The sequence below is a fragment of the Lactobacillus sp. ESL0679 genome, from assembly GCF_029433515.1.
Taxonomy (GTDB): domain Bacteria; phylum Bacillota; class Bacilli; order Lactobacillales; family Lactobacillaceae; genus Lactobacillus.
In genome coordinates this window covers 1-12422 of sequence record NZ_JAQTIG010000005.1, presented here as the reverse complement: position 1 = coordinate 12422, position 12422 = coordinate 1, and the positions used below count along the sequence as shown (strand labels likewise).

Below are 12422 nucleotides of genomic sequence, written 5' to 3'. Positions count from 1 at the left end.
CCTAACATTTTAGCTTACTAAATATTATTTTTTCTACTAAAAATAGTATCGCCTAGATGATACCATCGCAAAGCATTTGCTTAATTAATTTTAACTAAAACAACTAAGCACGATATTGCCTAACATATGAGCAAAGCATACAAATACAATATTAATAAATAATGCATAATATTGCAAAAATAATAACTAAAAAGTAAAAAATATTTTCAGGGTCAAATAGACGCTAAGTTAATATTTAGCTATCCAAAGTGGAATTATATCACCTATTATTTGTTATCGATAATAATATTTTAATTATTTTAAAATTATATTATATATAAAAAGCGTTTTGACTAATATTAATTAATCAAAGCGCTTCTTTAAACTTTATACTGGCGCCGAAGCTCACGCTCCTGGTCACGCTTTTTAATGGTTTCGCGCTTATCGTATTGCTTTTTACCCTGACCCACACCAATTAAGACTTTGGCAAAGCCATGCTTCAGATAAACCTTAAGCGGTACAATCGCTACTCCACGCTCTGATTGCTCTTTAGTTAATCGAACTAATTCCTTTTTGTGCAAAAGTAACCGGCGACTACGAAGCGGTTCATGATTATAACGATTGCCTTGCTTATACTCGCTAATATGCACGTTTTCTAAAAAGGCAGAACCATTAATTACCTGCACGTAGCCGTCACGCAGACTAACTCGCCGCGCACGCACGGACTTAATTTCTGTTCCGGTCAGTGCAATTCCAGCTTCATACGTTTCTTTGATGAAATAATCATGATGTGCCTTTTTATTTTGCGCAATCAAATTTTCATTTTTTTCTTTCATCAGTTTTCAGTCCTAATGCTTATACTTGCTAAAATGCGGATGGTTACCATTCTTACGGGAACCATTCCGACTACTGCCATTGCGCCCGCCGCGATGACCATGATCATTATGGAATCCGCGACTGCCACGAGTACGATTATTATTGCCACGATTATGATGCGGATGCTTTGGAGCATTAGGATCATAAACTTCAAAGTCTAACTGGTGTTGCTCAATGTTGGCATTAATTAAAGTGACCTTAATTGGCATCCCGACGCGGTATTGCTTGTGCGTACCACGACCAGTCAACGTTAGACTCTTTTCATTAAAGCTGTAAAAATCATCGGTTAAGTTTGAAATGTGGATCAAGCCTTCAACCGTGTTTGGCAACTGGATAAACATCCCGAAGCTTGTCACAGAGGAAACAACTGCATCAAAATGTTGCCCAACTTGATCAGCCATAAACTCGGTCATCTTCAAATCATTGACTTCACGTTCGGTATCAACTGAAACCCGCTCCTGAGTCGAAGTTTGTTCAGCGACATCCGGTAAGTAACTGGCAAAATGCTGCTGTACATCCTGGCCTGTCCCTTGATCGCTATAAGCATGAATCATCCGGTGCACCATGAGGTCAGAATATCGTCTAATTGGTGAAGTAAAGTGGGTATAAAACTTAGCAGCTAGGCCAAAGTGACCCAATGCTTCTTCAGAATAATGGGCCTGCTTTAAGCTGCGCAACATCATCATTTGCACAACTGCTTCTTCAGGTGTTCCCGTTGTCTTAGCGACTACCTTCTGCAAGTCAATTGGTTTGACGTGGTTAGGATCAGCCTTAATATCCAGACCAAACGCACTACAAAACTCAAAGAAGCTCTTAATCCGCTCACCATCTGGTGTTTCGTGAACCCGGTACAAAAATGGCACATGCTTTCTGAAAAAGTCTTCAGCGACAGTTTCGTTAGCAACCAGCATGAATGATTCAATCATTTTTTCTGCGGTACCACGGTTATGTAAGACAATATCGACTGGTTTACCTTGCTCATCAACAATAATTTTAGCTTCTGGCTCTTCGAAGTCAATCGCACCACGTTGGTGACGCTTCTTGTATAAAGCGTTATGTAATTCGGCCATGTCTTGCAGCATCGGTTGCAATTTAACATACTTTTCTTCTAATTCATCGGTGTTATTAGGGTCTAACGCTTGATTAACCTTGTTATAAGTTAACCGACCGTGTGACCGCATTACTGACGGATGGATGCGGTAATTTACCCGCTCACCTTCCGGCGTAAATTCCATTTCACAAGATAAAACTAGGCGGTCTTGGCCCTCATTAAGTGAACAAATACCATTTGATAGCCGGAACGGTAACATTGGAATTACACGGTCAACTAAGTAAGTACTGTTGCCGCGCGCAAAAGCTTCTTCATCCAGCGGTGTTTTTTCCGTAACATAATGAGAAACATCAGCGATATGAACACCCAAATGATAATTGCCATTAGGTAATTGCCATAAAACTACGGCATCGTCAAAATCTTTAGAATCATCACCGTCAATCGTAACTGCTGGCTGATCCGTTATGTCTTCACGATTATTGCACTCTTCTTCTTCGATATGATCGGGAATGGCATTAGCTTGAGCCATCGCATCTTCTGGCCACTCAGTGCGAACATCATGAGCAGAAACGATCGACATAATATCAACGCCGGGATCGTTCTTGTTACCGATAATCTCAATTACCACACCAGCCATTGAGTCCGGATTGTCTTCACTCGGATAGTTAGCAATTGAGACCTTAACCATGTCGCCCATTTGCGGGTGCAGGCCATTTTCACCAACATAAACGCGATACTTATGCAGCTTCTTATTGGTACTCAAAACATAGCCTAAAAAGTGGCTAACCTTAACTTGCGCATCAGTCAATGGATGAAATTCGCCAACTAAGGTATCAAGGCTGCGCTCAATAATTTCCTCAATTTGACCTTCTGGCCCCTTACCGTTCCACGGATTACCGCCAGCTGTAATCTTAACGCGCACCTTATCGCCATCAACAGCGTACGCGGTATAATCGCTAGCAATAAAAATATCATCGGCTTCTTCATCTTCAAGTTTGACAAAGCCAAAGCCCTTGTCATTAGCTCGAAATGACCCTTCAACAACCGTATTTTCTTGGGCTAATTGATAATGACCGTTGCCATCAGTAATAATTTTCTTTTCTTGCTCCAAAAAAGAAAGCGCCTTGACAATATCAGAAAAACTGCCGAGGCGATCACGCCGCAGCATTCTGTCAATTTGCTCTACTTGGTATTGTTTTTTGGGATTATGGCGAAAGATTTCTAAAACATTAGCTAAAATTTTTTCGTTTTGTGCCATGCACTAATCTCCGTTCCTTATTAAAAAATATAAAAAAAGTCCTCCCTAATATTTGATCGGGAGGAACTAAAACTTACTTTGAAGACAAATAAGCTAATACAATAGCAAAAGCGAAAAAGAGAACCAGCAAGACTGCTGTAACTTTTTCCATAAATGCTTCAAAACCACGTTTCTTCGTTTGGCCACTAAAAACTGCGCCGCCGGATAAGGCATTCAATGCATCCTGTTGCTTTTGCGGCTGCATCATTGTTGCAATAACAATTAAAATTGAAACAATAATTAGTAGCGTCATAAATAAATTGTACAATGCGCTGCCTCCAATATACAGATCGATTACTTACAAAGTTTATCATAAAAGACGGCCTTTTTCGAGTATTTATTTTTCAAGTTCTGGAGCATCCGTCTTAAATTCCTTCTGTGTCGTCTTCTGATGATTGTGATACCACAAAGAAGTTTTGTTAGCACTAAATAGCTTCTTCAGTGCCTTATCCTTATTATAGTCATAATCACTAGCTTTGACCTTTTTAAACCACTTAGGCTTATAAAAACGTAACAGATTGCCATCAATTACCCTATCAGACAAGGATAATTGTGTAGTTACCTTGTTAGAAATTGCCACCAGCTGCATCTTCAGCTTTTTATCAGGCTTGGCAATTTCCGTTCCCGTCTTAGTATCATAGTAAGTGCCGCTGACCTTTGCGTATTGCGGCGTGATAAAATCACCGTTACGCTGCGCTACAATCTGCGGTGCGCCTTTACTAAGCAGGTCATGGCCAAATTGAATGGTGCCCTTGTCGTTAATCCCCAATAAGTTAAGCAAAGTTGGCAAAACATCAATTTCGCCGCCGTACGTTTTCTTAATGCCACCCTTCAGTCCCTTCATATGGAACATCAGCGGCACCCGTTGAAACTTCAAATTATCAAAATCGGTAAATTCGTCCTGATTTAATAATTGGGCACTGGCCTTATGGTGATTACCGGAAATACCGTAATGGTCACCATACATCATAATCAAAGTATTCTTATCAAGCCCCGTCTTCTTCAGCCACTGCATTAATTCGCCAATTGCTTGGTCGAGGTAATGCGCGGTCTGGACATAACCATCAACGGTTTCATCTTCCGTATCGGTCTTGTTAATCGACTGGTTTTTCTTGTCAATTTCATAAGGATAGTGGTTAGTTACCGTAATCATTTTTAAATAAAATGGCTGCGGTAGACGCTCAATATACTTAATCGACTGGTTAAAAAAGATTTTGTCCTTCAAACCATAACCGATGTAATACTTGGGCTTGTTCTGATAATACGACAGCGGCATAAAGTACTGGTACCCAAACTGCTTGTAGGCGTTGTTACGGTTCCAGAACGAACCAGCACCGCCATGCATTACAGCCGTTGTATAGCCGCCCTGCTGGTTTAAAATCGCTGGCGCACTCTCAAAGGTGTTCGATGTACCGTAACTCGACATTGCCGACCCCGATTGTAAGCCGTAAAGCGAATTTTCCAGCATCATTTCCGCATCCGATGTCTTACCTTGGCCAACTTGATTATAAAAATTCGCAAAACTCAATGTGTCTTTAGCATGATACAACTTGTTAAGGTTCGGCGTTACGGCCTTGCCCTTCCATTTGTAACCAATTAAAAATTGCTGGAAGCTCTCAAGGTGGATAACCAACACGTTTTTGCCCTTGGCTACGCCGGTATATTGCGGATTAGGCTTAACATAATTAGCCTTGAGATATTTTTGCACAGAGCCAAGATCAGAAACGTTCGCCTTAGCCATCTGCGCACTTGTTTGCGCGGTCTTAAAGCCGTCGTAAACCGCGTACTCATTCATTCCTAAATACTTGACGATATAATTATTATCAAATGTCCGGGTTAACAAGCCCGACCGGTCCTTCTGCGCCATCAGCAGGTTTAAACCAATCATCAAAACGGCCAAGGCTTCAACCAGCACGTTGAACTTAAATTTAAGCGGCCGCAAGTCGTACTTAATAAGTTTGCTGCACAACAGAGCAACAATAACGGCAACATCAAGTAAAGCCAAGAAGTCGGTTGCATGGGTTATTCCCACGATACTTTTGCCCAAATTATCCGCGGTCGAGCCCGAAGTTTTAATAATCGATAAGGACAAAAAGTTGGAAAACTCACGGTAATATAAGATGTTGGCAAACAGCCACAGGCTTAATACTAGATCAATCGCAATAATAATCCAATACGACTTACGTCCCTTAAAAAACAAACCGATTCCTAAAAGCAATACTCCCGCCGGCAGCGGATTAAGTAGGAGCAAAAAGTTCTGCATTGAACCAACTGCACCCAAGTTAAATTTAGTTAAGTAAATTGCGTATGTTTTTAGCCAAAAAGCTACTAAAACAATAATGAAAAAGCCTAGCTTGGTCTCTGTCAGCCACTGCAAAAAAGACTTGATCCTTGTCATTCTATTCTCCTCTCACCATGCTAATATATTACGCCAAAGCGCGATTAAACAAAGTGATTTTAGCAAAAATTAATTATTTGGCGGACTCAAGACTTTTTGCGGTTTGAAAATCCAGCCAAAGATCCCCAGTATCATTCCAAAAAAGTACGTCACAAACCGCCACAAAAACATCCCTAAAATTAAGGTGCCATTGGATGAGATAAAGGTCGAAAACAACGTTTGAAAGCTGTATTCTGCCCCACCAGACGCACCAGGAATCGGAATAATTGCCATAAACATGATAATCATAATATTCATTTGCGTTACACTAACCCAATCAGCTGGGACATTAAGCGCCACTAGCACCATGTAAGGAATTGAATAAAAGCAAGCCAGCTGCAAGATCGTAAACACGGCGCTTAACAGCAGCTTCTTTTTTTCTTGTTTTAATTTTTGACTTTCACGGTAAAAGGTATCAATTTTCGCCATCGTATTTTGCCGCCAAACTGCTACCCTTTCGGGATTAACTATCTTGGACAGCAAATTCATCAGCCAGTTAGCCGTATTTTTGGTCCACTGGTAAGCAAATAGCGCCGCTAATAACAAGACGATTGAACTGACATGGATTAAAAAACCAATTGCAATGAAAAACGCAAGACCACCAAATTTCGTGGCAACCATGTGAAAGCCGCTGATAATCGTGATCACATAAGCAATAAAAACCACAATTTGATAAATGATAAATTTCATCAATAACAGTGAAGTTGCACGACCGCCCTCTATTCCTATCTGTACCATTGCCGCCAGTTGCGACGGTTGACCGCCAGTAGACATTGGGGTAATGGCATTAAATAGAGCTTGAATTATCGGTATCCGTAAAAATGACCAGCGTGAACGCCTCGGTTCGTTTTTTCGTTTTGCCAAAACTGCCAAAATACTGGCTTCAAAAACGTAAGACAAAAGCATTAATCCAAAAACAGCGACTAAACCGCCAAAATTAATATTCTGTGCTGCTGCCCAAAGCTGAGCAACTGGTGTTTCTTTCAAGTCAACAAACAAAACACCGCCACTGATTAATAACACAACCAGAATGCCCCATAAATGCTTTTTGTTCATTAGCGAATCTGTCCTAACTTTTTACCAAGTTCGTATTGTTCATGATAAAATCCATCCCAAATTTGGGCTAAATGGTCTTCCGAATATTTTTGACTGGCCAAATTTGATAAATTACTGTACTTATTCATTACCGACTCATCGCTTGCTGCAAGCTGCAGCTGAGCGTTCATTTCCTCAAAATCACGACCACTCATGTAATAACCACTAATAATTGCCTGATATAGGTCTAAATCACGCAGTAGCACCGGCGTACCACAGCTAAAGGCTTCCAGTACCGACATTGGAAATAACTCGTCGTAAGACGGTAAAACGAACAAATCGGCAATGTTGAGGTAGTCCACCAATTTAGATCGGTCAATAATTCCCGTAAATTTGAGATTTTGTGGTGGATTGTCAACTAACTGTTTGAAATGTTCATAGCCATCCGTAATTTTGCCAAAAGAAAAGCCTCCAGCCCAAATGAACTGAATACCGGGATTCGCCTGCGCCATTTTAGCAAAGTCATCGACGCCCTTACGCGCCTGTACTTGCCCATCACCAAAAACGACAAATTTGTCTAACGGAATCTCCAACTGATGCCGAAAAGCATTCTTTTTTTCTTGGCTCTCAACATAAAATTCACTCTTAGAGACAAAATTAGGAATATATTTAACGCGATCACGCCTAACACCATATTTAACCAATTTATCGATAAAAATCGGATTTACGACAACAATCTGATCCATCCGCTTGTAAAAGTCGATAACATACTGATAAAAAATTTTTTTGGCAAAACCTGGCAATTTAATCGAGCCTTCCAGTGTTTCTGGCAAAAAATGCACATAGCCAATTTTACGTCCCCGGCTGGGTAAAAAACTGTTAGCAAAATAAGTAGGATTAATCGTATGGTAGTGCGTTAAGTCGCTTGCCCCATACTTGTTGTTAGTCACATAAAATTCGTCAACTAAATGCGTTCTTAACAACCTCATTAACTCGTTATAGGCCGAACCAACACCTTGTCCCTTAACTGATGCAGCTTGTGAGAACATATTTATTCTAATCATTTGAATCCTCTTTGTGCTTTTCTTGATAATTGGCAATTATATCTTGGTAAAACTGATAAACACTGCTGCCAAAATGCTCTGCCGATATTTGCTTGAGTTTATCAGCCAATTTGGCCTGCGGAATTTGATAGTCTCCCTTTTGTAAATAAGTTATAATCTCTGTCAACATCTCACTAGGCCTTGTAAAGACCTGCCCCAGATCAGGATCATCAAAGACATGCTCCGTATAATCCGTATCATATACAACGCACTTAGTACCGGCAGCCAAGGCTTCAATGTAAGTTAATCCTTGAGTCTCTGTATCACTTGCTGAAACGAAAACATCGGCCATTTGGTAATATGCACCAACATCTTCATGAGGTACGTTTCCTGCAAAAATAACATAGTCTTCAAGAGTTAGTCGCTCAACTTGCTCTTTTAACACGTCAACATCAGGCCCATCACCGGCAATTACCAAACGAGTTTTAGGGAACTCATCAACAATTTCCGGCATGATATTCAAAATACGGTCGATTTTTTTCTCACCAGCAATCCGGCTTAAAGTCAATAAAATAGGACCATCAGGCGCTATTCCTAACTCCTGTCGAATATTACGCGTTGACTTCTGATTCATCTCATTAATGGCTACACCAGTAGGAATAACTCTCATTGGGATAGTTACGCCATAGCGATGTAATAACGCCTCTACGCGCTTGCTAGGGGCAATTACGCCGTCCATATTCTTGAGAAAAACATTGGTAAACTGCTTAACATGATATGGTCTAAGTAAATGACCATTCAAAACGTAATGCAAATAGTCTTCATACATCGTGTGGTAAGTATGGATTGCAGGAATCTTAAGCTGATGCGCAACATATTTACCAATCATGCCTAATGCAAATTCAGTTTGCGTGTGAACAACGTCTAGTTTAACTTCACGTGCCACTTTAGTCGCTTCAAAAAAGCCGCGAAATGCAATTCGCCGATCAGTAAACGAAATAAAAGGAACACTACTAAATCGAAAAACGTTAGCTTCAACTGTTCCCTTTTTAACGTGCGGATCAGTTGTCGTAAAAATAAATACATTGTGTCCCTGTGCTTCTAAAGCATCTTTGAGTGTCTTAATCGATGTTGCAACACCACTAATTTGTGGGAAATATGTATCGGTAAAAATACCAATATTCATCTGACTACCTCCATATACTGGTATTATAAAGATTCCGCATTACTTGTGCAATTTTTATAAGGAAAATTATTAATTGTAAAACAAAAGCAGCTCCTAAAAAGGGAGCTGCTTATCATGATAGCGGTGATCGGGGTCGAACCGATACGTCCGAAAAGGACACCAGATTTTGAGTCTGACGCGTCTGCCAATTCCGCCACACCGCCATGATATTAAATTATTAAATAATAGTTCTAGTAATGAACCAAAAGGCGGGGATCGGATTTGAACCGACGATTAAGGTTTTGCAGACCTCTGCCTTACCACTTGGCTACACCGCCATCAGCTATTTATAATAGATTGGGATAGCTGGATTCGAACCAGCGCATAATAGAGTCAAAGTCTAGTGCCTTACCGCTTGGCTATATCCCAATGCTAGGGCGGAATATGGGATTCGAACCCATGTATGCCGGATCCACAAACCGGTGTGTTAACCCCTTCACCAATTCCGCCATGAAGGTAAACAGGGATAGTAGGAATTGAACCCACACTAGCGGTTTTGGAGACCGATGTACTACCTTTATACGATATCCCTATTATGGAGGAGGGTGGATTCGAACCGCCGAACTCAGAGAGAGCGGTTTTACAGACCGCCGCGTTTAGCCACTTCGCTACTCCTCCAGGTTGATGGCGCGGGACGGAATCGAACCGCCGACACAAGGAGCTTCAATCCTTTGCTCTACCAACTGAGCTACCGAGCCATCTTACGGTCCATATCAGATTTGAACTGATGATCTTCTCCGTGACAGGGAGACGAGATAAACCACTGCTCCAATGGACCATATTGCGGGAGATGGATTTGAACCACCGACCTTCGGGTTATGAGCCCGACGAGCTACCTAACTGCTCCATCCCGCGATGTTATAAAGGAGGATGTGGGATTTGAACCCACGCACGAGAAACCCGTCTAACGGTTTTCAAAACCGTCCCCTTAAGCCACTTGGGTAATCCTCCATAATGTAAAAATAAAAATACCAATATTTATTGTTGGTAATGACCCGTACGGGATTTGAACCCATGTTACCGCCGTGAAAGGGCGATGTCTTAACCACTTGACCAACGGGTCATATTCGTTTTCTTCTTAAAACATAAGACGCTTAATTATAATACCTAATATTGATTAAAATGTCAACTGTTTTATTTTGAAATTTTTAGCTATCAGGCAATACCTGAATCACAACGTTATTAATAATACAGGATTAGCAGCTATCTTGCAAGACTTTTATCCAAAAATATTTTGTTTTTTTATTTAGAAAGCGCATTAACCCTAATTTATCAATCTCTGTTATAGCATCTTTTTTGCTCGATTGCCTACTGTTAATTCTATAATGTCGCTTCATTAGCGATAAAACTAATCACAAAAATAGAGATCACGGCCGAGTTTCAAATTTTCTAATACTCAAGATTGAATTTTTCCTATATCTCCAATTGATAAAGTTTACTTGATATTAAAGATCTTAATCTAACTTTTTCTCATTTTTGGTAATCTTCTTTTAGTTGACAAGCCCATTCTGCATTTTACTTAGTCCACAGTGGCCATTATTTCTTGCCTGCAGTATTTAGCCTTGGATGTCTCTAAACTACTTTAAATTAAGCTTCATAAGCAGCGGCTATGCTCTACCACAACTGTCATCATTCTTTAATGGCTAATAGTTCCTTAGTTGACAAGCTTTGTTTTATCACTAATCTAGTAAAGCAAAAGTCATTCAGGATTTAACCACTGATCGTCCATTAACAGAAATTACATAGGCTACAATATCTCTGCCAACACTGTTTTACTTACTGCTTTTAGACTTAAAATGTTGCTGCAGATTAATGACTACCGATGACTTATCCTCCGAACACATTGACGTTGATGAATTTCGATGTGTCGACCGACAACTACCTTTATTTACATTAATTATGGAACACATGAGATTACTAAATAGCCAGTTTTTCAAAATTAAATCAGATAAACAAAAAAGAACCTTGAATAAACAAGATTCTTTATGACGGAGACTGAGGGATTCGAACTCTCGCACCGGAATAACCCGATCTACACCCTTAGCAGGGGCGCCTCTTCAGCCACTTGAGTAAGTCTCCAATGGGCCTAAATGGACTTGAACCATCGACCTCACGCTTATCAGGCGTGCGCTCTAACCAGCTGAGCTATAGGCCCATTAAAGCGGGTAACGAGAATCGGACTCGCGACTAAAGCTTGGAAGGCTTTCGTTTTACCACTAAACCATACCCGCAACAAACAAATTATCAATAATGGCGCGGGACGGAATCGAACCGCCGACACAAGGAGCTTCAATCCTTTGCTCTACCAACTGAGCTACCGAGCCATCTTACGGTCCATATCAGATTTGAACTGATGATCTTCTCCGTGACAGGGAGACGAGATAAACCACTGCTCCAATGGACCATATTGCGGGAGATGGATTTGAACCACCGACCTTCGGGTTATGAGCCCGACGAGCTACCTAACTGCTCCATCCCGCGATGTTAAAAAAATAAAAGTACAAAATCCAGTTTATGGACCTTGTAGGACTCGAACCTACGACAGGACGGTTATGAGCCGTCTGCTCTAACCAACTGAGCTAAAGGTCCAAGCTCTAATATAGCGGCGGGGGGGATCGAACCCTCGACCTCCCGGGTATGAACCGGACGCTCTAGCCAGCTGAGCTACACCGCCAAAAAAGTAATCGCTAAATTATATATTAAGATTACAATCGGGAAGACAGGATTCGAACCTGCGACCCCCTGGTCCCAAACCAGGTGCTCTACCAAACTGAGCCACTTCCCGAGATAATGCGCCCTGAAGGATTTGAACCTTCAACCTTCTGATTCGTAGTCAGACACTCTATCCAGTTGCGCTAAGGGCGCGTCATTATATGCCGAGGACCGGAGTCGAACCGGTACGGTTGAAACCAACCGCGGGATTTTAAGTCCCGTGCGTCTGCCAATTCCGCCACCCCGGCAAGTAATGAAGCGGAAGACGGGATTCGAACCCGCGACCCCCACCATGGCAAGGTGATGTTCTACCACTGAACTACTTCCGCGTAATATATAAATGCCGATTATACGATTTGAACGTACGACCCCCTGTTTACAAGACAGATGCTCTACCAACTGAGCTAAATCGGCAATATGTAAATATGGTATATAATATTGGCAAATACGGGTGGTGGGACTTGAACCCACACGTCCTGAAACACTAGAACCTAAATCTAGCGCGTCTGCCAATTCCGCCACACCCGCAAAATGGGGCCATGAGTCGTGACGGGCTTGAACCGTCGACCCTCTGATTAAAAGTCAGATGCTCTACCGACTGAGCTAACGACTCGGTATGGAGGATACAGGGCTCGAACCTGTGACCTCCTGCTTGTAAGGCAGATGCTCTCCCAGCTGAGCTAATCCTCCAAAGCACGGCAGCGTCCTACCCTCGCAGGCAGTCTCCCACCAACTACTCTCGGCGTGAAGAAGCTTAACTACTGTGT

At 41.5% G+C, this 12422-nt stretch carries 7 protein-coding genes and 27 tRNA genes; all 34 read right to left on the bottom strand.

Features of this window, described 5'->3' with window-relative positions; all coding sequences use genetic code 11:
* Positions 1–359: 359 nt before the first annotated feature.
* The 34 genes from smpB to PT287_RS06865 all read right to left on the bottom strand — a co-directional run bounded on the left by smpB (position 360) and on the right by PT287_RS06865 (position 12345).
* The gene (smpB, locus tag PT287_RS07030; protein WP_277133727.1) at positions 360–815 is read right to left on the bottom strand and encodes an SsrA-binding protein SmpB; all 456 of its coding nucleotides are present in this window, start codon (positions 813–815) and stop codon (positions 360–362) included.
* A 12-nt stretch (positions 816–827) separates the two neighbouring features.
* Positions 828–3164, bottom strand: a complete 2337-nt coding sequence (rnr, locus tag PT287_RS07025) for a ribonuclease R (RefSeq protein ID WP_277133726.1) — start codon at positions 3162–3164, stop codon at positions 828–830.
* A 73-nt stretch (positions 3165–3237) separates the two neighbouring features.
* Positions 3238–3471 carry a preprotein translocase subunit SecG gene (secG, locus tag PT287_RS07020; protein WP_038521563.1) on the bottom strand — a complete coding sequence of 78 codons (234 nt, stop codon included), beginning with the start codon at positions 3469–3471 and terminating at the stop codon, positions 3238–3240.
* A gap of 69 nt (positions 3472–3540) precedes the next feature.
* Positions 3541–5601, bottom strand: coding sequence for an LTA synthase family protein (locus PT287_RS07015; protein ID WP_277133724.1), 2061 nt, complete (start codon positions 5599–5601; stop codon positions 3541–3543).
* A 69-nt stretch (positions 5602–5670) separates the two neighbouring features.
* Positions 5671–6696 carry a lysylphosphatidylglycerol synthase transmembrane domain-containing protein gene (locus PT287_RS07010; protein WP_277133722.1) on the bottom strand — a complete coding sequence of 342 codons (1026 nt, stop codon included), beginning with the start codon at positions 6694–6696 and terminating at the stop codon, positions 5671–5673.
* A complete protein-coding gene (locus PT287_RS07005) occupies positions 6696–7739 on the bottom strand; it encodes a glycosyltransferase family 4 protein (protein WP_277133720.1) in 1044 nt (347 codons plus the stop codon). The genes PT287_RS07010 and PT287_RS07005 overlap by 1 nt, the downstream gene beginning before the upstream one ends.
* A complete protein-coding gene (locus PT287_RS07000) occupies positions 7732–8904 on the bottom strand; it encodes a glycosyltransferase family 4 protein (protein ID WP_277133719.1) in 1173 nt (390 codons plus the stop codon). The genes PT287_RS07005 and PT287_RS07000 overlap by 8 nt, the downstream gene beginning before the upstream one ends.
* Positions 8905–9022: 118 nt before the next feature.
* Positions 9023–9107 (bottom strand) — tRNA-Leu (locus PT287_RS06995).
* A 43-nt stretch (positions 9108–9150) separates the two neighbouring features.
* Positions 9151–9221, bottom strand: a tRNA-Cys gene (locus PT287_RS06990).
* Positions 9222–9240: 19 nt separating this feature from the next.
* Positions 9241–9312 (bottom strand) — tRNA-Gln (locus tag PT287_RS06985).
* Positions 9313–9319: 7 nt separating this feature from the next.
* Positions 9320–9392 (bottom strand) — tRNA-His (locus PT287_RS06980).
* Positions 9393–9404: 12 nt separating this feature from the next.
* Positions 9405–9475, bottom strand: a tRNA-Trp gene (locus tag PT287_RS06975).
* Positions 9476–9479: 4 nt separating this feature from the next.
* A tRNA-Tyr gene (locus tag PT287_RS06970) sits at positions 9480–9561 on the bottom strand.
* 7 nt (positions 9562–9568) lie between these two features.
* Positions 9569–9641, bottom strand: a tRNA-Phe gene (locus tag PT287_RS06965).
* Positions 9642–9647: 6 nt separating this feature from the next.
* A tRNA-Asp gene (locus PT287_RS06960) sits at positions 9648–9721 on the bottom strand.
* Between the two features lie 3 nt (positions 9722–9724).
* Positions 9725–9798: transfer RNA gene (locus PT287_RS06955), tRNA-Met, on the bottom strand.
* Between the two features lie 9 nt (positions 9799–9807).
* Positions 9808–9894: transfer RNA gene (locus tag PT287_RS06950), tRNA-Ser, on the bottom strand.
* Positions 9895–9934: 40 nt separating this feature from the next.
* A tRNA-Glu gene (locus PT287_RS06945) sits at positions 9935–10006 on the bottom strand.
* A gap of 926 nt (positions 10007–10932) precedes the next feature.
* A tRNA-Ser gene (locus PT287_RS06940) sits at positions 10933–11022 on the bottom strand.
* A gap of 2 nt (positions 11023–11024) precedes the next feature.
* Positions 11025–11098: transfer RNA gene (locus PT287_RS06935), tRNA-Ile, on the bottom strand.
* A gap of 5 nt (positions 11099–11103) precedes the next feature.
* Positions 11104–11174: transfer RNA gene (locus tag PT287_RS06930), tRNA-Gly, on the bottom strand.
* A gap of 20 nt (positions 11175–11194) precedes the next feature.
* Positions 11195–11267: transfer RNA gene (locus tag PT287_RS06925), tRNA-Phe, on the bottom strand.
* A 6-nt stretch (positions 11268–11273) separates the two neighbouring features.
* Positions 11274–11347: transfer RNA gene (locus PT287_RS06920), tRNA-Asp, on the bottom strand.
* Positions 11348–11350: 3 nt separating this feature from the next.
* A tRNA-Met gene (locus PT287_RS06915) sits at positions 11351–11424 on the bottom strand.
* 34 nt (positions 11425–11458) lie between these two features.
* A tRNA-Ile gene (locus tag PT287_RS06910) sits at positions 11459–11532 on the bottom strand.
* A gap of 11 nt (positions 11533–11543) precedes the next feature.
* Positions 11544–11617, bottom strand: a tRNA-Met gene (locus PT287_RS06905).
* Positions 11618–11654: 37 nt separating this feature from the next.
* Positions 11655–11728, bottom strand: a tRNA-Pro gene (locus PT287_RS06900).
* Between the two features lie 6 nt (positions 11729–11734).
* Positions 11735–11808 (bottom strand) — tRNA-Arg (locus PT287_RS06895).
* Between the two features lie 9 nt (positions 11809–11817).
* Positions 11818–11903: transfer RNA gene (locus PT287_RS06890), tRNA-Leu, on the bottom strand.
* A gap of 9 nt (positions 11904–11912) precedes the next feature.
* Positions 11913–11984: transfer RNA gene (locus PT287_RS06885), tRNA-Gly, on the bottom strand.
* Positions 11985–11996: 12 nt separating this feature from the next.
* Positions 11997–12069 (bottom strand) — tRNA-Thr (locus PT287_RS06880).
* Positions 12070–12101: 32 nt separating this feature from the next.
* Positions 12102–12183: transfer RNA gene (locus PT287_RS06875), tRNA-Leu, on the bottom strand.
* A gap of 12 nt (positions 12184–12195) precedes the next feature.
* Positions 12196–12268 (bottom strand) — tRNA-Lys (locus PT287_RS06870).
* A gap of 4 nt (positions 12269–12272) precedes the next feature.
* Positions 12273–12345, bottom strand: a tRNA-Val gene (locus PT287_RS06865).
* Positions 12346–12422: the final 77 nt, after the last annotated feature.